This window comes from Marinobacter manganoxydans MnI7-9 (assembly GCF_000235625.1).
In the GTDB taxonomy this organism is placed as follows: domain Bacteria; phylum Pseudomonadota; class Gammaproteobacteria; order Pseudomonadales; family Oleiphilaceae; genus Marinobacter; species Marinobacter manganoxydans.
Genome location: NZ_AGTR01000016.1, coordinates 80,713 through 99,875, shown reverse-complemented (window position 1 = coordinate 99,875; position 19,163 = coordinate 80,713). Strand labels below are relative to the sequence as shown.

Genomic DNA, 19,163 nt, shown 5'->3' with positions numbered 1-19,163 from the left:
ATGACGGCAAGGGCTCGTACACCGGAGAACCAGGATGAACTCCTGGAATACCGCCTGAGCCTGAGGCTCGGCCCTGTTCACGCCCGCCAGAGGCTCGGCATTGAACGGGAAGCTGAAGCGAAGGTATTCGGGCAGGATCACAGCTCATTCCATCTGGAAAACTGGGCCACCGCGCCCGGCTTTATCCGTACCTGTTTGCGCATGGTTGGCCTTTGGGGCCGGGGCCAGAGCAACAGCCGGCGTCTGAACACCGTGCACAATCATTTCCAGCTTCCCGGCCTGCCGGAAGCCTTCGAGGGCTTTCGCATTCTGCATCTGACCGACCTGCACGTAGACATGGACGAAGCCAACCTGCAGGCAGTCCTGCGCCAGATCGAACCGTTAGACTACGATCTGTGCGTGTTGACCGGCGACTACCGGAAACTCACGTGGGGCCCGATTGAGGGCGCCCTGGACGGCATGGCGCGGCTGAGGGACGGTATAAAAAGCAAGCCCTATGCGGTTCTGGGTAACCACGACAGCGTTCGCATGGTACCGGCATTGGAAGACATGGGTTACCAACTGCTGATGAACGAAATGGCGCCCATTGAACGGGGAGGCCAGACCCTGTACCTCGCGGGTGTGGACGACGCCCACTTCTTCAAGGTCCACAACCTGCACCAGGCGGGGGACAATATCCCTGCGGGAGGCACCAGCATCCTCCTCAGCCATACGCCGGAGATCTGGCGCGAGGCTGCCCACGCCGGCTACGACGTCTTTCTCTGCGGACACACACACGGCGGCCAGATCTGCCTGCCCGGAGGTATACCGGTGACTCTCGACTCTGACTGCCCGCGCACACTCGGTCGAGGTTACTGGCGGATGAATGGCATGCAGGGCTACACCTCACCGGGTTCCGGAACGTCCGTGGTAAACGTTCGCCTGAACTGCCCGCCGGAAGTAACCCTTCACACCCTGACTCGCGGCCCGGTTTAGTGGGGCTGCCGGCGTATACCGAGACGGTAGAGCAGCGGTGAGCCATAGATGTTGGACAGGGTAAAAACCACCACGACAACCAACACTACCCACAGGCTCACCGGCAGCCACCACATCGCCAGCAGCATGGGCAGGAGGGCTTCCGGGATCTGATCCAGCCCGACAGCCCGGGCACTTGATGCCAAACCCATTCGACGCTTCATGAAGCTGCTCAGAAGATCTCCTCCCAGCCCCAGCAGGCCGAACAGAAGCCCGAACACGAATCCCAGCCCGGTAAACAGCGCAAAAAGCCCGCAAGCCAGTGCACCGGATACAACACCCCGCCAGGTTTTGCTTTCACCAAATACGGGGCGACCATCGGACAGCAGTCGACCGCCGTCCACCGGGGCCGACCAGCGGTTTTTCAGCAGCCCGGCCGCAACCACCGGCGTGCCGTTGGCCAGCACCAGCATCACAAACAGCTCCAGGATGATCAGCAAGCGTTTGCGCCCCTCTGAAACGACCGATCAGGCGATACCGCGCCGGGTCAGCTTGAGCGGATCCATCAACTCCTCGAGCCGCTCCCGGCTCAGGCCGCTGCGTTCCTCCGCCACATCGATGACTGGCCGGCCCGTTTTATACGCTTCCTTGGCGATGTCTGCCGCCAGGCTGTAGCCGATCTCGGGATTAAGCGCTGTCACCAGTACGGGATTCTTGCCCACACCTGCGTTCAGGTTGTCGGCATTGACCGTGAAATCCTTGATCGCCTTGTCCGCCAGCATGATGGCCGCATTGGCGAGCAAATCGGTCATGTCCAGCAGGTTGCCGCCCACCAGAGGGAGCATGACGTTGAGCTGGAAATTACCGGACTGACCGGCAATGGCCACGGCGCTGTCCAGCCCCATCACCTGGGCGCCAACCATGGCCACGGACTCCGGGATGACCGGATTGACCTTGCCCGGCATGATACTGCTGCCCGGTTGCAATGCCGGAAGACTGATTTCAGCCAGGCCGTGAATAGGGCCGCTGTTCATCCAGCGTAGATCGTTGGCGATCTTGGTCAGCACGATGGCTGCACCGCGCAATTGTGCGGAGAGGGCCACCGGGGCATCCACCGCGCTCTGGCCGGTGAATTTGTGATCGAGCGACGTAAAGGGATAGCCGGTGTTGGCCCGCAGGAACTTGACGAACTGGCCCGGAAATTCCGGGAGCGCATTGATTCCGGTACCCACCGCGGTGCCGCCCTGGGGAACGGCCAACAGCTCATCAGCTGCGGCTTCTACCCGCTTTTCCACGGCCAGAAGCTGTTCGCGCCAGGTTTTCAACTCCTGGCCGAGGGTCACCGGCATGGCATCCATCAGGTGGGTGCGGCCGGTTTTTACCTGGCTGGAAAATGCCGCTTCCTGCTCGTAGATCACACCGCAAAGATGCGACAGCGCCGGCAGTAGCTTCTCCTTGGCTGCAATCACGGCACTCACGTGGATCGCCGTTGGAATCACGTCGTTGGAGCTCTGGCTCATGTTCACGTGATCGTTCGGGTGCACCTCGAAGCCTGCGTTGCGGGCGATACTGGCGATCACCTCGTTGACATTCATATTGGTGCTGGTGCCCGAGCCGGTCTGGTAGCGGTCTACCGGAAACTGATCTGCGTATTCGCCCTTGACCAGATCTTCGCAAGCCTGGGAGATCGCATCCCGCAGATCGTTGTCGAGCAGGCCCAGGCTGGTATTGGCCTCGGCGGCTGCGCGCTTGATCTGGGCAACGGCGGCAATAAACGGCTGAGGCATTGGCTGGCCACTGACCGGGAAGTTTTCCACCGCCCGCTGGGTTTGAGCGCCCCAGAGCGCATCAGCAGGTACCTGGACGTCCCCGAGGCTGTCGGTTTCCGTTCTGAATTCGCTCATATTCCCTCCTGTCCGTGCATTTGCACTGTGGGCTTCTTGGCGTGTACGCCAGGGGCCCGGCCATGGCTCAGCCGCCGCCCTGGGATCTGAGCCGGACATGGTCGCAGATGCCCGTAACCTGTTCAAAATTGAGGATCAGGGTATGAACGGTGTTGGTGTAGGTGTCGTGCAGGTGAAACTTGTAACGGTGCTGCTTTTCACCCTGCAGAAACGCATCGTACTCGCGGACCAGCTCACGCACATCCCCACCGGAATCCTTGCTCCAGGTCGCATTGAACGGACCCAGCACGGCACCGCCAGCCAGGCAGATGGTGACTTCGTGATTCGTCAGACCATTCTCAGGAACTGTCATGGTTATCTCCCTTTCGATGAGCCTCTGGTAAGTGTAGTCGCTCCTGACGCCAGGACAGTCCATAGTGCCAAGGCTGTCACAGAACCAGGTTTTCATTGCCGGCAAAGGCACTGCTGTAGGAAGTTCCTACACCGCTAAGCCACTGTTGTTGCTAATCTCTTCCCTACCCCATTAACAGGATACAGAGTAATCATGGCGACCAGCGGAGCGGCGGAGATCCTTCTCCGGTATGACGACGACCAGGACCGACAGCACTTCGAAACCTTGTTTGCCAGCGATTTCGTTATTCACGCGTTCGCCACTGACCAGGGGGCACTCGACTACCTGCCCTCGGCTGCCACCATACCCACCGCCATCGTTCTGCTTCCGAACCGCGCTGATGACTATCTTGAGTCGTCGCTACTGGCACGGGCCAGGGACCACCACCCCCGGATTCTGAAGATCCTCATAGGAGATGCCATTGCGCTGAACCTCCTCGTGAAACTGCTCGACCATCAGCTGGTCGATCGCTGCTTCGAACAGCCGGTCAATCCCGATGTTATCCGGTCGCACGTGCTCACAGCCGCGCTTACCCGCGAAGGACAAACCTTCTCTCCGGATACCAGCGAGGCCCACGAGGGCCCCAAACCGGCGATTCTGATCGTGGATGACGAACCGACTGCCACCCGTTATCTGTCGAGGCAGTTGGAGCGCATGCAGGACGAATTCCGCGTGCTGAGCGCCATCAGTGCAGAAGAGGCTCAGCTCGTGTTGCAGAAAGACAGCGATGTCGCGGTGGTGATGACAGACCAGAGAATGCCCGGGATGCATGGCAAAGAGCTGCTGGACGAACTACGCCAGTCGCACCCGACAATTGTCCGAATTCTCACGTCAGCCTGGGGCGAGGTTGATGTGGCCATGGATGCAGTTAACGAGGGCCGGATCTTCCGCTATCAGAAGAAGCCATGGAACGCAGCCGAATTGCTGTCGCTCTTCCGCAAGGCTCTTGTCCAACATCGCACCCTGGTCTCTGCAAGAGACCGTTCACGCTCAATTGCAGAACAACAGTTCGCGGAGCTTCGCCAGCAACGACGAGCCAGACTGCTTGAACATCTAAACGAGCGAGTGGACGGTTTTACCGGCGAACCGATCACCGCCGACTTTCTGGATGCCCTGGCAACCGTTCGCACACTTCCTGCCCAGCCACCCCATCTGCGCGCAAGCCGGGAAACCGCGCTTGAGCATGATCTTGTAAGAGACTTTGCCGGAATGGCGGGCAGGCAGCTCAGCACCCTTCAGCCAGGCCACGTGCACGGCATCCAGAACCGGCAAGCCTTTGACCAGGCTCTCGCGAACGCCTTGGAGAACCCGGCAGGCACGAGCGAAACACAAACACCGTTGATGGCCCTTTGCCAGGCACTGGCAACCCTGATGAAGGCCTCCGGGCTGGAGCGCTCTGCTCTGGAATTGACCCGGACCGAAAGCGGCCTCATGGTCGCCAGCGCCAGCCCACTTCACATGTACAGCCATCTGCTGGCGCCAATCACCCGCCTCTCCCGCCCCCTGCTGGAGCAGCAGAGCGCTCTTCTGATGCTCTTCGTAAGCACCCGACTGCTTGCTGGCGATATCGACGTGACCGGAGGCGACCAGTGTCTTCGATTGAGTCTCCATCTGCCGGCCAGGGCAGACTGATGGCGTCAGGTCAGCGCAGGCTCAGGTTGTACGTCACCATGGGGCAGCGACTGCTCCGTGACAGCCTGCTATTCCAGATCCTCTTGCACGATGAGGTCGAGCTGGTTGGCGAATCGGAGACCGGAGTGGCAACGCTCAATCGGCTAAAGAGGGCCACCCCTTCGGTACTGCTGATTGAGGAAAACCTGCAGGACAACGACGGGCTCACCATCGCCGAGCATGCATTGGCGGTGAATCCGTCATTGTCCGTGCTGCTGATATCGGACACGCCGGTCAGCAGCGGGCGGATGGCGATCTATCTGGAAGCAGGCATCAAGGCCGTGGTGTCCAAGGACCAGCCAGTGCAGGAGTTGATCAAGACGCTCTTCTACATTCGAAACGGGCAGGTTTATGTCGGTAACTGGCAGCAGGAACCAGCACCGGCCGCCATGCTCGCCTATCAGGCCTTGTCCGGACGGGAGCGGGAAGTGGCACAGCTGATGGCCAGCCGGCTGCCGGTACGCGATATTGCAGGCAGGCTTGGCGTTTCCTGCAAGACGGTGCATTCCTACAAGGACCGGATTTTCGTGAAATTGGGCTTCGAGCGCCTGCCCGAGCTCATTCTCTTTATGCAACGACACCAACACGGAGCCGCCGAGTGAAACTGCTTTCCGGGATGGATCAGATCCGCCAGCTGCCCGCCTACCGACAGCGACGCTTCGAACGCTTCTACCACACCCAGTATCGGTACCGGGTGCTGCCCCTGTTCGCCGACGTTTACCTGGTGATTGCCTTTATCGGTACCCTGCTGTTTCTCGGGGGCCTGGCCCTGAACCCGGATGCACCGGACGTATTCGGTATCTACCTCATCTACACCGCGATTCTGACCGGTCTGATCGCCGCTCACCGGTTCACGCGCCTGCGCCGGTCAGCGCCGATGATTGTCTACCTGGTGTTTTTCAACATGGCGGCGTTCAGCTACCTGGGATACATGACAACGGGCGCGTCGCTCGCTCCCATCGTGGGCTTGTTCTTTTTCATCAGCTCCGTGGGCATCATTACCCTGTCCCTGTTCCACACCAGCGTGATTATCCTGATCAACCTGACACTGCTGGTACTCGCCACGTTCGTGGCGGTCGACAGCACTCAGGTAAGCGACACCCTGATCGGCATTCTGACCAACTGGCTGATTCTGATGTGCCTGGTGGTCGCACCGCTATCGGCCTGGTTCCTGTCGCAGTTCCTGCGCAACCTGCTGGCGCTCCAATTCCTGCTCCGAGACCGGAATCGACAACTTTCCCGCACTTTGGAAACCCTGAAATCAACGGAAGAAAGACTGGCCCAGGAACAGAAACATCAGGCCCTTAGCCATATGGCTAAGGGGCTGCTCCACGAGATCATGAACCCGTTGAACTGCGCCAGCCAGGCCGTGGATTTTGCCAACTCGGTAAACCGGGATGTCGAGGTCGCAGACGCCCTGACCGACGCTAGCACCCACCAGAAACGCATTGCCGATATTGTGTCTGACCTGATCGAGTTTTCCCGCCCCGTCCCTGAACACAGCCTGGAAACGGCAGACCTCGGCAAACTGGTGACCACCGCCACCCGCTTCTGCCAGCATCAGCTACGAGGTGTCGAGCTTCAGACTGACATCCCGGAGGGAACGACCGTTCCCTGCTATCCATCTGCCCTGACCCAGGTGTTCGTTAACCTGCTGCTCAATGGCGTCTCTGCCGTGAGCAAAAACCGGCAGCCCGGCAAAATCGAGATAACGGCCGAAAGCGCTGACAGTGCCCATCGAATCGTAATTCGGGACAACGGCCAGGGCATCGCGCCAGACGATATGAAGCGGCTCACTGATCCGTTCTATTCCACCAGTGATACACCGGACAACCTGGGGCTGGGCCTCAGTATCTGTCAGACCATCATGCGCCATCACAAGGGCAACATGTCGATTACCAGCGAACCCGGCCAGTGGACGCAGGTGACCCTCACGCTGCCTAGAACCGCAGCACAGCACGCAGGGTAACAGCGTCTCCGTCCGGCACGGCCATCAGGGTATTGCCGCGAATATCCGGCATCAGGTAATTCAGGCGCAGCTGGAACAGCTCGCCCAGATACCAGGCAAGACCCAGCAGCGTCACACTCGCCTCGGCGCCCAGGTTCCGGTCTCTCAGGTCCACAGCACTGTGCCGTGCGACCAGTTCCAGGGCGCCCGCCCGGTGCCGGGGCTCTATCCAGTCAAACTCACCCCGGCTGTAATAGCGCCGATCATCGGTCAGGAACACACCGGCCTGGAGGTAGGCGCCACCGAACTGCCAGCGTGACCCGTCGGTTCGACGCACGCTCTGAGCCATGGCCTCCGCCACGAGGGTCAGACGATGATAAAGCCAGGCGGCCTCGAGACCTGCCAGCCAAGCATCACCAGCCTCGAATCGTGGGCTGCGGATGACATTATCGGCACTGAACACCTCTCCCTCATCCTTGATCTGAAAGCGGCTGTCGCCAAGATCACGATAAGAGGCCGCGGCGCCCAGATGTAGGGTCTGGTTTTCTGAACGAATGGGGGCACGGGTCAGTCTCGCGGTTATAGCGTGAGTGGAGCCACCATCGGGCTCATCGGTGAACAGACCCAGGGACCAGGTGCCGCGTTTGCGGTACTGCCCCGCCATAACACCGATGGAACGCCCCGGTGCGAACGCCGAGGTCACCAGCGAACGTTCGCTGGTGTTCAGGCTGGTGTAGCTGGCGAGGCGTTCCAGGCCAAAAGGCTCCTTGAAGCGCCCAATTTGAGCCTCGAAACGGCTCTCCCCGTCATACAGGAGATAGGCATCGCCCAGATCCAGCTCTTTCTTGTCGCCTTCAATCTTGTAGCTGCCATCCAGCTCTGCCTCCCAGCGCTTGCCCAAGGCCAGTTCCAGTTCAATTTTCGCATTTCTCAGGACGCCCCGGGCTGTGCTGCGCTCACCGTCTTCATCATAAAATGACCCGTAATGGTCAACACCGGCGGCGACGTAACCGCCCACTTCTGCCTCGACAGGGGAAGCCACAGCGAGCAGAGGCTGTAACATGAACGCCAGTGTCAGACCGATCACCATCCACGCCCATTTCAGCTCAGCGAGCATGATCGGCCTCCTGACGAAAGTGCATACGCAACATGGCGGTGTCCCTCAGATAGCTGACAGACACCACATCCACCCGAAACACATCCAGACCGGTGCGCTCTCGCAGGTCCGCAATGAGCAACTCCCGGCGGTCCCGGTGAACGTTCTCTATCTTTTCGTACTCCACCTCTCTCTCACTGTGTCGCGGCAAAAGCACACGGGTTTCGAGCACCAGCGCCAGAACAATGACCAGCAGGTTCAGAAACACCAGCTCCAGGTGGTGCATGTTGCCAACTGCTGCCAGCAGGGCCATGGCGATCACCAGAAACAGGTAGGTCATTTCCTTTATGCCCAGGGCCTCGGTTCGGTACCGGAGCATCGAGAAAACGGCGAACAGACCGAAGGCAAAGCCCATGGTGACGGTGACCGAATGAAGCAATGCGGTCACCAGGAAAACGCCGACACCAAACAGAATGAACGAGGCGGCATTCTCCCGGTGACGGGAAAACGCGTAGTAGCAGCGAATCAGCACAAACACGGAGGCGGTATTGATCAAAAGCCGGATCGCAAAATGGACATCAACTGCAGATTCCATGAAGTCTCCTTAACAGCGGTTTGAAGCGATTGGTTTTGCATTCGTGGCCGAACAACAGGCTTGTGCCGATGCAGTATTTGCTGAACTGCACGGGGCGGCAGCCGAGCTGACCAAGACGTTCCAGGAAAGGGGAATATGGGACCTTGCGATCGTACTTGACCTCGAAAACGGCAACATCAGGCAGGCACAGACCGCTGCGACGGTCGGCCGAGTGAAAACCCAGCCCTGTATCCACCGTAATACGCTCGGTCCCCCGTGCGCTCATGAAGGTCATCCGGCGGTAGCCGACAAAAAGAGCCGGCAGCATCCCTGCCACCGGTCGGCCCAATTGCTCTTCAAGGAAAGGGACCACCCGGCTGCTCGCAACGGTTTGCGATGTCAGCGGCAAACGGTTCTTGATGGTTCTCTCCCTGTTGTTCTTTTTCTTGACCTCCAGGAAGCTGTCCCCGGTTTCACGGTAGTGCCGGATACGGAGCTTGAACCGGTTCAACTTGCCGTTGTGGTGATCCAGGTAAAGCTGGCGTTCCGGTGTATCGAAATACAGGGTGTCGTAGGTAAACCGCCGGCGCCCGTCGATCTCCAGGATGGAGTAATGGTGCTCCAATCCACGCAGACAGGCATCCAGCAGGTATGCAGGCACCAAAAACTTGGTGTCGACCCGATTCATCAAACGGGCCTGCATCTGTTCGGCCAGACAATGCCCGCGGAATCCTTCCAGCGGGCTGGCGACAGCCATGTTCATCGAATCGCCGAATCGTATTCCAGGGTGGCGTTCAGGCTCAGTTCCACGTCGCCCTCACTGGCCCCGGATCCCACCCCGATGACAGTAATACTGCCCTCTGCGCCAAGGGCCAGGGTGCGCACATCCCCGGGCTGGCTTTCATCCACCTCAAACAACAGAGCGTTGGTGGCAAAGCCATGGAACTCGTGTGTGCCCGGCACGTAATCGGATGCCTCGATAAACAGTTGCAGCACATAGGGCGTGAAGTTGTCGTTGATATCCGCGCCAATCAGCAGGAGGCTGATCACCGCCGGCTTTGATTCGCGATCAACCGAGTAAACCAGGCTGTCCACCTCGAAGGCGGCAAAAGTCAGGCTCGCGTTCACCGCCCGACCTCCGGGCAGCGTGAAGCGGAAGGCACCTGTGTCGGCACCGTCCTCGGACTTGATGGTGCCGGTCAGGCTGGTTGTCGCCGGCACGCTGCAATCCGGTTGCGTGTCCGCAAGCCGGTACACTTCCCCGGAGGGCGTCTCCTCGGCGATGGCCTGTTCAATAACAGCTCGGCGGGCAGGCCGGAAATCGTCATCACCGGCCACGCCGCGGCCACCAATGAAGGCATTCAGGCTGGCAGTCGCCTCCGCGCTGGTGCCGGTGAGTTCACGTATCCGCTCCACTTCCGCCAGCAAATCGGCCTCATCCCACTGGGTGGCCAGCAGGTCTTCAAGCTCGGCCTCATAGCGCGCCCGGTACTCGGGAATGCTGAAAAGCCGGTCCGCCAGCGAGAAGTTGCGGTATAGCACCCCCGTGAGCGGCTTCAGGGGATGCGCCCCACGAAAGGCCGTATCAGCGCCCCAGGGAATAAAATGGAACAGGCCGTCTCCGGGATCCCGATAGATGTGGAAATTGTTGGCGTTGCCAGTGGCGGAATCCCAGGCGCCCAACAGGGTTTCCAGCGCCCAGAACCGGATAAATTCATCCACATCCACCAGCTGCGGCAATACATTCACCATCTGCTCATCGGGCAAGTCCAGAGCATCGGTAACGGCCTGCAGGTCAGTCCGGTCGTTTTCTTTTTCGTTGGTCTTTTTCTCGAAACGTTCGCTCAGCCAGGTACCGAAGTCCGCCGTTTGGGCTTCGTACTGGTTACCGTCGTCGTCCCCGAATACCCGTGCCAGAAAGGGCTTCTTGATAGGCTCGACATTGGTAAACACACCCAGATCCTCGCCATTAACAGACACTCTGGCGTAATTGCATTTCGGCGCCGCGAGCCCGGCCTGCCGAAACTGGTCATAGGCCATGCACTGGCGGGCATTGGAGGGGTCCTGGCGGTTATTGTTCAGGGTCATCCGGGTCATGTTCTGATAGGTGCGGCCAGGCCAGAGATCGTTAAAGTCCAGCTTGAGAGAGGGGATACTGGGGCTCAGGGAGCCCATGTAGCCCTTCTTGCGCACGATCACCCGGTCCATACGGTCACCGTCGATGGTGACGCTGGCCGTGAATTCCGTGTATTCGAACTCGGGCACACATTCCCGGTCGGTGCTGGCCAGGGTTCGGGCTTCCGATTTCAGTTTGCTGAAATCGGCGGAGCTCATGGAGACCGACACATCAATCAGCCGCTCGGGATCATAAAGCTCGGCATCGCCCCCTATGTTCACGGGCTCCGCCGGGGGGTCGAAATCCGAGGGGCTGGACACCTCCGTCTCGCCGCCCCCACCGCCGCAACCGGCCAATAGCCCGGCGCCGATCATTGCCAGCCACCAATGCCCAAATCCACTGCCGGCTTTCCGGCCAATCGTTGTTGTTTTCATCTGTTACTCCCTCAGATGTTTTGAAACCTGCCGGTATCGGAGACCGGTTGAGGGAGTATTTCGCGAAGGGCTTCAGAGTGTATGTAAGAAGGTCTTACAGGACGGGCGAGAAGGGGTCACGCCGAGGCAGAGGTCAGCAGGCTGGTCATCAGGGCCCTGAGCCGGTTGGGTTTCACCGGCTTGTTCAGTATTGGCAGGTACTGGGCGCGCAGTATCTTGCGGGTGTCATCGCTGCGATCTGCGGTAATGATGGCGGCGGGAATATCCCGACCAAGGTGGCGGCGAACCCCGTGAACTGCATCGTAACCGGTTCGCTCATTGTTCAGGTGATAGTCCGCAAGGATAAGGGCCGGTATCTGGCCGGTTTGCTCGAGAGCCTCCACGGCCTCTGCCTTGCTTGCGGCTGTGAGCACATCACAGCCCCAACGCTCCAGCAGCAACTGCATGCTCTCCAACACCGCCGGCTCGTTGTCGATCACCAGCACCGGCACACCATCAAAGCCATCGGCGAAATTCTGGAGCGAATCTGTACGGGCCATATCCGGTCTGGCCTGAGCGGGTTCAAGCGGCAGGGTCAGCACGAAGCGGGAGCCACGACCGGGCCGTGATGACACATCAATGTCGTACCCCAGCACCCGAACCATCCGTTCCACGATGGCCAGCCCCAGGCCCACACCCTGCCGGCCGCCGGTGCCCTGGGGCAACAGCTGGTGAAACTCGGTGAAAATGTCCCGCAGCTTGTCTTCCTCGATGCCAACACCGGTATCCCAGACTTCAATCCGCAGACGGTCGCCGCGGGATCTCAACGCCATGACAACACCGCCCTTGCGGGTGTACCGGAAGGCATTGCTGAGAAGATTTCGGAGGATACGGGTCAGCATGCGCTGATCTGTTCGCACCATCGCCGGAATGGTGCGTACCCGGAACCCGAGGCCGGCATTGCTGGCAACGGCCTCGAACTCCTCCCCGAGGGATCTGGCCAGGGCGGCCACATCGGTATAAACCAGATCAGGCTTCATTGCCTGCTGGTCGAGCTTGGAGATATCCAGCAGGTCCGCCAGCAGGTCTTCGGCGCCCTCCAGAGCCCGATGTACCTGGTGCACCATGCGGGTTTCCTGTTCCGGCAGCGTGCTGTCCTGGAGCGCGGATATCATCAGCCGGGCTGCATTCAGGGGCTGGAGCAGGTCATGGCTGGCCGCCGCGAGATATTTATCCTTGCTGCGGTTGGCCTCTTTGGCGGCTTCCATGGCAACAAAGAGCTCGCGCTCAACCTTCTCGCGCTCCTCAATCTGGTAGCGCAGGCCCACATTGGCATTCTGCAGTGCTTCGGTCCGCTCTTCCACGCGCCGCTCGAGGGTGGCGTTCAACTGCTCCAGTTTCTGCCGGGCCAACACTCGCTCGGTAATGTCGGCAACGAAGGCTTCCACCACTTCCGGTCCGAGGTCCGGGCGTCGCAGCAGGGTGACAGCAACGTGGACCGGCGTGCGATCAGCACGCTGGAAACGGGTTTCCCGGGCACTCAGACTGCCCTCGTCGAGAAGCTCCTGACGTATGGCATCGAATTCACTGGAACTGCAGAACAACTGTTCACGGAGCCGGATGACCTTTTCCGTGAGCGCCTCGGGGCTGTCATAACCGCAGATTCTCGCCATCGCCGGGTTGCAGGCCAGAAAGCCGCCCCGCAGGTTGGCCTGGAAGATACCGTGCAGCGCGTTCTCGAAAAGCCATTTGTAGCGGTTGCGTTCCTGCTCCAGCTCGTCAATGCGTTCCTGCAGAGCCGGGTAATAGTTCTTGCGGACGGACTGGCTGCCCAGCCCGAGAAGATCGCCAATTCCGTAGCTACTGTCCTGTTCGCCATCCTTGCTGTCAGAGGGCTTCTTCATAGACAACCTGGACATCCCGCAGCGACGACTTCCGGGGGTTGGTGAGAATGCACGGGTCCTGCAACGCAAAGCCGGACAGGTGGGGAATGTCGGACACCGAAACACCCAGCTGGGCGAGACGCGCCTCCAGCCCAACCCGACGCTTGAGCTCTACAATGCGGTTCATTAACCGTTTTTTGATTTCCGGCTTGGCCATTCCACGGGTATCGATATCCATGGCTTCGGCAACGCGGCGGAAACGATCTTCGGCAGACTGGAAGTTGTAAGCCACCACGTGCTCCAGCAGCAGCGCATTACACAGACCATGGGGCAAATCCAGGAAACCACCCAGGCTATGGGACATGGCGTGTACTGCCCCGAGAATGGCATTGGAGAAGGCCAGCCCCGCCTGCATGGAGGCCAGCATGATCTGCTCCCGGAGATAGGGATCTGCCGTGTTGTCCACCAGCGGCTCGAGATTCCGGTTGATTAACCGGATTGCCTCCAGGGCATGGGTATCGGTCAGCGGGCCGCTGCCAGTCGACACGTAAGCCTCAATGGCATGCACCAGGGCATCCACCCCGGTGCAGGCGGTGAGGTAGGCATCCATGGTCTCGGTAACTTCCGGATCGATCAGGGAAACATCCGGCACTACGGCCTTGCTGATGATCGAGAATTTGAACCGGCGGTTGGGGTCGGAAATGATCGCAAACTGGGACACATCCGCCGAGGTACCTGCCGTGGTGGGAATCAGTATCAGAGGCGGTGACGGGTTGGTGATGGTATCGACGCCCTCGAACTCCAGGATGCTGCGACCGTGAGTGGCCACGATACCGATGCCCTTGGCGCAGTCCATGGGGCTGCCGCCACCGATGGCGACAATGACATCACATTCACTGGATTTGTAGAGCTCGGCCCCGGTCATCACCTCATCCACCTTGGGGTTTGGTGAAACACCGGTATAAACGGTGGAGCGGATACCTGCATCGGTCAGCAGCGTCACGATCTCATCGACCCAACCGGCGGCAGCCACACCCGGATCGGACACCAGAAAGACATGCCGGGCACCGAAATTACTGGCGAAGTTGGCCACGGACTTCCGGGAGCCGGCACCAAATACGATTTCCGGTGAGACAAACTTTCGCAAGCTGGATATATCGTGACTCATCAGACTGCACTCGACCGTTTGTTGTTATAGGAATAGCCGAGAGTTTAACTCAAGTTCTCCGCCTGATCATTGGCCTTTTGGCTATGCTTTCGGTAGAAGCTGAACATCCATTCGAGCATACCTGCCTGGTTGGCCTGTCGCCGGAAACCATGCCCCTCGTCTTCAAACCAGTGCAGCTCCGGCGCCCTGCCCGCGGCTTTCATGGCCTCGGTCATTGCCCGGGTCTGCTCAGGCACCACAACCCGGTCCTGTCCGCCCTGGAAAAAGATCATGGGCGCGGTAATGCGTTCGGCGTGCAACAGGGGCGTTCTCTCCTGCCACCGCTCCGGGTATTTTTCTGGCGACCCCAGTAGCCAATCCAGATAACCGGATTCAAACCGATGGGTCATGGCCCGTAAACGCATGGGATCCGTTACGCCGAACATGCTCGCGCCAGCGGTGAAACGCCTGCTCCGGATCATCGCCATCAGGGCCGTGTAACCCCCGGAGCTGCGACCCTGGATAAACACCCGTCTCCCATCAGCCAGGCCGAAGGAGGCAAGGTGGTCTGCCGCCCGTTCCATATCCGCGACATCCACGTCACCCCACCGACCTTCCAGGGCCAGGCGGAACTCACGACCAAAGCCGGTGCTGCCTCGATAGTTGATTTCAGCGACGGCAAAGCCCCGCTGACACCAGTACTGAACCTGGGGATTGAACACCGGATAGGCCGCCGAAGTGGGTCCTCCGTGAGCAATCAGAATCAGTGGAGGGACATCTGGCGTGGCCAGCTTCGGAGTGTAGAAAAATCCGTGGATAGAAGCTTCACCCGGGTTCAGAGCCGGAATCTCGATATCCAGCGGCAGTGCCGCCCGCGGCTCTGGCATGGCCTCCTCGCCCCCGGCAATGGTGCGGGCCTGGCCGGTCTCGAGATCAATCTGGAGGACCGCGTCCAGGCGGGTGGCGGCTCGCCCGATGCAGTAAAGATGCTCGCCAGCCGACTGCAGACATCGGAAGTCGCCAAAGCCCCGGGCAACCCGGATTGCTTCACCCGTTTCGCCGGAGCTTAGCCAGAGCTCGCCGGTCCCATTGCAGTAACGAACCCGGGCCCAACTGCCACTGCCTGTCGGGCAGTGGTGGGATTCACCCAACTGCCAGGGCGCGTTGCCATGATCCCGGGCTGGCGATTCGGTGGCGTGCCAAGCGCCCTCGCCCGAAGTATCAATATGCCAGGGTTGCCACCAACCCCCGTGGTCTGACAAAACCCAGAGTTGGTTGCCATCGAACACCGGCTGCTGTACCGACGCCTCAGAAGGTGTGGGCCATTCCCGGCCTTGATCCAGCAATCCATCTTCAGAGCAATTTGCGGTCCACAGCCGTGAACGCAGCCAGGGCATATCCGGCAACTGCCAGCTGGTCCAGGCAACCTGACTGCCATCGGCCGAGACCGCCGGCGCGCTGTAAAAATCCAGGCCGGAATGAAGCACCGAACGCTCGCCCAGCATGGAGACGGCAACCAGCTGCTGCTTGCCCTCTGCTTCCCGTACCGCGAGCACCCGTCGACGGGACTGGTCAGCGACCAACCCACCATAGGCCGCTCCGGGGTCATCGGTCAGGTTGTGGCACTGGCCGTCGGGCAGACTGACAAACCGTATCTGTTGATCCTCGCCAACCACGAACACACCGCTGTCGGCAGCCGCCAGGGCGCCACCACCATAGCCATTTACCCGGCTGCGGATGCCAAGATCATCAGGTCCAAGGCGAACAGGCCCCTGATCGGAAAGGTGCCAGAGCGTATTGCAGCCGCGTGCCGGATCCGTCTCCAGCCAGAACACACCCGCCGGGGCCACCGCAAGTTCCCCACGCTGGACATGCGCCGAGCAGGCCTCGTAGGCACTCAGTACCGTTTTGTCGTGGTGATGGCCGACCAGTGCAGGCTTGATGGCGGAGTTGTTAACCCCGGAAGAAAAGCCGTGAATTATCCGCATTTCGATATACCAGTTCAGTCAGGCCGGCCGTGGCATGATCGGCAGCTTTCCTCGCTGCCAGTATTCGATCATGATACGACGATTTGCTGCATACTGGATCTGCGTTATCCGCTTTGCCCGTCAAAAGATAGGCCTGACAGCGACAGCCACCGAAGTCCTTCTCCTTCTCATCGCAGGAACGGCAAGGCTCGGGCATCCAGGTGTCGCCGCGGTAGTGGTTGAACCCCGGGCTGTCGTACCAGATGTTTTGCAGATCCATGTCTCGGACATTGGGAAAGTCGATGGGCAGCAAACGGGCGCTGTGGCACGGCAGTGCGGTGCCATCCGGGGCCACGGTCAGGAACAGATTACCCCAGCCGTTCATACAGGCTTTCGGGCGCTCTTCGTAATAGTCCGGTGTCACAAAGATCAGCTTCATGGCCGAACCGGATTGCTGCAGCCGTTCCCGGTACCGGTTCACTTCCTGCTCTGCCTTCACCAGCTGCGCTTTGGAAGGCATCAACCCTTCCCGGTTTTCGAAGGCCCAGCCGTAATACTGGCAGGTGGCCAGCTCGACGTAGTCCGCCCCCAGGCGCTCGCACAAATCCATGATGTCGTTCATCTGGTGGATGTTGTGGCGGTGGATCACGAAGTTGAGCACCATGGGATAGCCGGCTTCCTTCACCGCCCGGGCCAAGGCCAGCTTCTGGTCAAAGGCCTTTCGGGAGCCGGCCACGGCGTTGTTCAGTTCCGGATCGGACGCCTGAAAGCTCACCTGGATATGATCCAGCCCCGCCTCGGCAAAGGCATCCACCTTGGCCTCCGTCAGGCCCAGCCCTGAAGTAATCAGGTTGGTGTAATACCCCAGGTGCCGCGCCTCGGCGATCAGCTCCGCGAGGTCCTGGCGGACCAGGGGCTCGCCGCCGGAAAAACCCAGTTGCGCCGCCCCCATCGTGCGGCCCTGTCGAAGCACACTCACCCACTCCTCGGTGGTCAGCTCCTGTTGGGTTTGCGCAAAGTCCAGCGGATTGGAGCAATAGGGGCATTGCAGCGGGCAGCGATAGGTCAGCTCTGCCAGCAGCCACAGGGGCGGCCCGGCGTTGTGGGGGTTGGTCGTGCTCATGACAGTTCAATCCAGTGTTGGTGCCGGGCGTCCTGCAAAAATTCGCTGACGTCCTTGCCAAGCGGGCCGGCGTCGGGGAACTGCTGCTCCAGACTGGCGACGATGTCGGCCACGGTACGCTGGCCGTCCACTTGATTGAGAATGGCACCGGCACTGCCATTGAGCTTCACCATTCCTTCCGGATAAAGCAGCACATAACTCTCCTGGGCCGGCTCCCACTGGAACCGGAACCCTCGACGAAAACGCGGCACCTCATTCATACCCACCTCCATTACAGCCCCCGGTGCCAGACCTGTTCGTCGGTCACGGTATGGTACGGCGGGGTGCGATGGCCGTAGGCCATGGTCATGGCATCCAACATGGTCCAGAGGATGTCCAGCTTGAACTGAAGAATCTCCAGGGCCCGGGCCTGCTGTGCCTCTGTGGTGAAGTGGTCGAGGGTAATGGTCAGGCCATGTTCCACGTCTCTTCTGGCTTCGGACAGACGCTTGCGGAAGTAGCTGTAGCCGCTCTCTTCAATCCACGGATAGTGGGCGGGCCAGCTGTCCAGTCGGGACTGGTGGATTTCCGGGGCAAACAGCTCGGTCAGTGACGAACAGGCCGCCTCCTGCCAGGTCGCCCGGCGGGCGAAGTTCAGGTAGGCGTCCACGGCAAAGCGGACACCCGGCAAAACGTGGCGCTGGTCAATCACCTCTTCCCGGCTAAGGCCCACCGCCTCGGCCAGGGACAACCAGGCTTCGATGCCGCCGACATCGCCGTCGTGGCCATCGTGATCCAGAATCCGCTGCAGCCAGAGCCGGCGCACACCAGCGTCCGGGCAGTTGGCCATGATGGCGGAGTCTTTCTGGGGAATCTTGATCTGGTAGTAGTACCGGTTGGCCACCCAGCCGCGGATCTGTTCGGGCGTGCACTGCCCGCCGTACATGGCTTTATGGTACGGGTGGTGGATGTGGTAGTACTGGCCCTTGGCGCGCAGGGCCTGCTCGAAATCCGTCCGGTTCATGGCGGTGTTGGCTTTGGCGTTCATGGCTGCCCCGAAAGGTCGATGTGCATTCCATCCCAGGACACCTCGATGCCGTGGCGGGTCAGCTCCGCCCGCTCCGGGGAGTCCTCGTTCAGGATCGGGTTGGTGTTGTTGATGTGTATCAGGATCTTGCGCTGGGCCGGCATGGTGTCGAGCACCTCGATCATGCCACCCGGGCCGCTCTGGGCCAGATGACCCATGGCCTGGCCGGTCTTGGTGCCTACTTCCTGGCGGATCATCTCGTCGTCGTGCCAGACGGTCCCGTCCACCATCAGCACGTCGGCCTGGCGCATCCAGCCGAGAATACGGTCGTCCGGCTCGCCGAGGCCCGGGGCATAAAGGACTGTCTGACCGGTGCGGGTGTCTTTCAGGAACAGGCCAATGTTATCGCCCGGATGCGGGTTGTCCCGGCGCGGTGAATACGGGGGTGCGTTGCTCAGCAGCGGAATGGCGGTCAGCTCGATGGACGGTGCGCAGGGAATGGTAAAAGGCGTCTGCTCGGATGCCTCGATGCGCTGCCAGTTCAGGCCACCGTTCCAGTGCTTGAGCATGGTGAACAGCGGAAAACCACCGCTGAGGTCTTCATGCACCTGTTCGGTACACCAGACATCCATCGGAAGACCCTCGCGCAGGGACAGCAGGCCGGTGGTGTGGTCCACCTGGCTGTCCATCAGCACAATGGCATCAATGCCGGTATCCCTTAAAGCACGTGCCGGCTGCATCGCTTCGAAGGAAGCCAGCTGGGCGCGAATGTCGGGGGACGCGTTAAACAGGATCCAGTGCTCGCCGTCTTCACTGATGGCAATGGAAGACTGGGTACGGGCCCGGGCGTTCAGGGTACCCTTCCGGAAGCCGTCGCAGTTGGCGCAGTTACAGTTCCACTGGGGAAAGCCACCGCCTGCAGCGGAGCCCAGAACGTGAATCAACATGGTGGGTCACTCCACAAGCAAAA

At 60.3% G+C, this 19,163-nt stretch carries 18 protein-coding genes; 4 read left to right on the top strand and 14 right to left on the bottom strand.

Translation table 11 applies throughout. The features are described from left to right. Complete coding sequence (locus tag KYE_RS05080; protein ID WP_008171065.1) at positions 1 to 975, top strand: metallophosphoesterase; 975 nt, start codon at positions 1 to 3, stop codon at positions 973 to 975. On the opposite strand, the gene KYE_RS05075 is transcribed toward KYE_RS05080, so the two are convergent. The 3 genes from KYE_RS05075 to KYE_RS05065 all read right to left on the bottom strand — a co-directional run bounded on the left by KYE_RS05075 (position 972) and on the right by KYE_RS05065 (position 3,210). Continuing rightward, the gene (locus KYE_RS05075) at positions 972 to 1,454 is read right to left on the bottom strand and encodes a CDP-archaeol synthase (RefSeq protein WP_008171063.1); all 483 of its coding nucleotides are present in this window, start codon (positions 1,452 to 1,454) and stop codon (positions 972 to 974) included. The two genes, KYE_RS05080 and KYE_RS05075, sit on opposite strands and share 4 nt — an antisense overlap. A gap of 27 nt (positions 1,455 to 1,481) precedes the next feature. Continuing rightward, positions 1,482 to 2,858: a class II fumarate hydratase gene (locus KYE_RS05070; protein ID WP_008171062.1), complete on the bottom strand. Its 1,377-nt coding sequence runs from the start codon at positions 2,856 to 2,858 to the stop codon at positions 1,482 to 1,484. Positions 2,859 to 2,925: 67 nt separating this feature from the next. Next, entirely contained in the window at positions 2,926 to 3,210 is a 285-nt protein-coding gene (locus KYE_RS05065; RefSeq protein WP_008171059.1) for a hypothetical protein, read from the bottom strand. Between the two features lie 192 nt (positions 3,211 to 3,402). Between KYE_RS05065 and KYE_RS20855 the strand changes: the two genes are divergently transcribed. From KYE_RS20855 to KYE_RS05050, 3 genes are read left to right on the top strand one after another with little or no spacing between them, the layout of a single operon-like run. Continuing rightward, entirely contained in the window at positions 3,403 to 4,881 is a 1,479-nt protein-coding gene (locus KYE_RS20855; protein ID WP_008171058.1) for a response regulator, read from the top strand. Next, entirely contained in the window at positions 4,881 to 5,522 is a 642-nt protein-coding gene (locus KYE_RS05055; protein ID WP_039881850.1) for a helix-turn-helix transcriptional regulator, read from the top strand. The genes KYE_RS20855 and KYE_RS05055 overlap by 1 nt, the downstream gene beginning before the upstream one ends. Next, positions 5,519 to 6,889 (top strand): sensor histidine kinase, encoded by a 1,371-nt coding sequence (locus tag KYE_RS05050; protein WP_008171053.1) that lies wholly within the window; start codon positions 5,519 to 5,521, stop codon positions 6,887 to 6,889. The genes KYE_RS05055 and KYE_RS05050 overlap by 4 nt, the downstream gene beginning before the upstream one ends. On the opposite strand, the gene KYE_RS05045 is transcribed toward KYE_RS05050, so the two are convergent. The 11 genes from KYE_RS05045 to pqqB form a co-directional block, all read right to left on the bottom strand. Continuing rightward, complete coding sequence (locus KYE_RS05045) at positions 6,861 to 7,985, bottom strand: OprO/OprP family phosphate-selective porin (RefSeq protein WP_008171052.1); 1,125 nt, start codon at positions 7,983 to 7,985, stop codon at positions 6,861 to 6,863. The genes KYE_RS05050 and KYE_RS05045 overlap by 29 nt on opposite strands. After that, entirely contained in the window at positions 7,975 to 8,559 is a 585-nt protein-coding gene (locus KYE_RS05040; RefSeq protein ID WP_008171050.1) for a DUF4956 domain-containing protein, read from the bottom strand. The genes KYE_RS05045 and KYE_RS05040 overlap by 11 nt, the downstream gene beginning before the upstream one ends. After that, the gene (locus tag KYE_RS05035; RefSeq protein WP_008171048.1) at positions 8,543 to 9,301 is read right to left on the bottom strand and encodes a polyphosphate polymerase domain-containing protein; all 759 of its coding nucleotides are present in this window, start codon (positions 9,299 to 9,301) and stop codon (positions 8,543 to 8,545) included. Before KYE_RS05035 ends, KYE_RS05040 begins: the two co-directional genes overlap by 17 nt. Continuing rightward, entirely contained in the window at positions 9,298 to 11,088 is a 1,791-nt protein-coding gene (locus KYE_RS05030; RefSeq protein ID WP_008171046.1) for a CotH kinase family protein, read from the bottom strand. Before KYE_RS05030 ends, KYE_RS05035 begins: the two co-directional genes overlap by 4 nt. 116 nt (positions 11,089 to 11,204) lie before the next feature. Further along, entirely contained in the window at positions 11,205 to 12,971 is a 1,767-nt protein-coding gene (locus KYE_RS05025) for a NahK/ErcS family hybrid sensor histidine kinase/response regulator (protein WP_008171045.1), read from the bottom strand. Then, positions 12,955 to 14,118, bottom strand: coding sequence for an alcohol dehydrogenase-like regulatory protein ErcA (gene ercA / locus KYE_RS05020; RefSeq protein ID WP_008171044.1), 1,164 nt, complete (start codon positions 14,116 to 14,118; stop codon positions 12,955 to 12,957). Before ercA ends, KYE_RS05025 begins: the two co-directional genes overlap by 17 nt. A gap of 44 nt (positions 14,119 to 14,162) precedes the next feature. Next, positions 14,163 to 16,085 carry a prolyl oligopeptidase family serine peptidase gene (locus tag KYE_RS05015; protein WP_008171043.1) on the bottom strand — a complete coding sequence of 641 codons (1,923 nt, stop codon included), beginning with the start codon at positions 16,083 to 16,085 and terminating at the stop codon, positions 14,163 to 14,165. Then, complete coding sequence (pqqE, locus tag KYE_RS05010) at positions 16,051 to 17,187, bottom strand: pyrroloquinoline quinone biosynthesis protein PqqE (protein ID WP_008171042.1); 1,137 nt, start codon at positions 17,185 to 17,187, stop codon at positions 16,051 to 16,053. Before pqqE ends, KYE_RS05015 begins: the two co-directional genes overlap by 35 nt. After that, positions 17,184 to 17,459 (bottom strand): pyrroloquinoline quinone biosynthesis peptide chaperone PqqD, encoded by a 276-nt coding sequence (pqqD, locus tag KYE_RS05005; protein WP_008171040.1) that lies wholly within the window; start codon positions 17,457 to 17,459, stop codon positions 17,184 to 17,186. The genes pqqE and pqqD overlap by 4 nt, the downstream gene beginning before the upstream one ends. Continuing rightward, the gene (pqqC, locus tag KYE_RS05000) at positions 17,459 to 18,214 is read right to left on the bottom strand and encodes a pyrroloquinoline-quinone synthase PqqC (RefSeq protein WP_008171038.1); all 756 of its coding nucleotides are present in this window, start codon (positions 18,212 to 18,214) and stop codon (positions 17,459 to 17,461) included. The genes pqqD and pqqC overlap by 1 nt, the downstream gene beginning before the upstream one ends. Continuing rightward, the gene (gene pqqB, locus KYE_RS04995; protein WP_008171036.1) at positions 18,211 to 19,140 is read right to left on the bottom strand and encodes a pyrroloquinoline quinone biosynthesis protein PqqB; all 930 of its coding nucleotides are present in this window, start codon (positions 19,138 to 19,140) and stop codon (positions 18,211 to 18,213) included. The genes pqqC and pqqB overlap by 4 nt, the downstream gene beginning before the upstream one ends. Positions 19,141 to 19,163: the final 23 nt, after the last annotated feature.

Excerpts from the sequence above, each read along its gene's own strand:
- KYE_RS20855 (WP_008171058.1), top strand. The coding sequence starts at position 3,403 with ATGGCGACCAGCGGAGCGGCGGAGATCCTTCTCCGGTATGACGACGAC.
- KYE_RS05030 (WP_008171046.1), bottom strand. The coding sequence starts at position 11,088 with ATGAAAACAACAACGATTGGCCGGAAAGCCGGCAGTGGATTTGGGCAT.
- KYE_RS05070 (WP_008171062.1), bottom strand. The coding sequence starts at position 2,858 with ATGAGCGAATTCAGAACGGAAACCGACAGCCTCGGGGACGTCCAGGTA.
- pqqD (WP_008171040.1), bottom strand. The coding sequence starts at position 17,459 with ATGGAGGTGGGTATGAATGAGGTGCCGCGTTTTCGTCGAGGGTTCCGG.
- ercA (WP_008171044.1), bottom strand. The coding sequence starts at position 14,118 with ATGAGTCACGATATATCCAGCTTGCGAAAGTTTGTCTCACCGGAAATC.
- pqqE (WP_008171042.1), bottom strand. The coding sequence starts at position 17,187 with ATGAGCACGACCAACCCCCACAACGCCGGGCCGCCCCTGTGGCTGCTG.
- KYE_RS05045 (WP_008171052.1), bottom strand. The coding sequence starts at position 7,985 with ATGCTCGCTGAGCTGAAATGGGCGTGGATGGTGATCGGTCTGACACTG.
- KYE_RS05025 (WP_008171045.1), bottom strand. The coding sequence starts at position 12,971 with ATGAAGAAGCCCTCTGACAGCAAGGATGGCGAACAGGACAGTAGCTAC.
- pqqC (WP_008171038.1), bottom strand. The coding sequence starts at position 18,214 with ATGAACGCCAAAGCCAACACCGCCATGAACCGGACGGATTTCGAGCAG.
- KYE_RS05080 (WP_008171065.1), top strand. The coding sequence starts at position 1 with ATGACGGCAAGGGCTCGTACACCGGAGAACCAGGATGAACTCCTGGAA.
- KYE_RS05035 (WP_008171048.1), bottom strand. The coding sequence starts at position 9,301 with ATGAACATGGCTGTCGCCAGCCCGCTGGAAGGATTCCGCGGGCATTGT.
- KYE_RS05065 (WP_008171059.1), bottom strand. The coding sequence starts at position 3,210 with ATGACAGTTCCTGAGAATGGTCTGACGAATCACGAAGTCACCATCTGC.
- KYE_RS05055 (WP_039881850.1), top strand. The coding sequence starts at position 4,881 with ATGGCGTCAGGTCAGCGCAGGCTCAGGTTGTACGTCACCATGGGGCAG.
- KYE_RS05015 (WP_008171043.1), bottom strand. The coding sequence starts at position 16,085 with ATGCGGATAATTCACGGCTTTTCTTCCGGGGTTAACAACTCCGCCATC.
- pqqB (WP_008171036.1), bottom strand. The coding sequence starts at position 19,140 with ATGTTGATTCACGTTCTGGGCTCCGCTGCAGGCGGTGGCTTTCCCCAG.
- KYE_RS05040 (WP_008171050.1), bottom strand. The coding sequence starts at position 8,559 with ATGGAATCTGCAGTTGATGTCCATTTTGCGATCCGGCTTTTGATCAAT.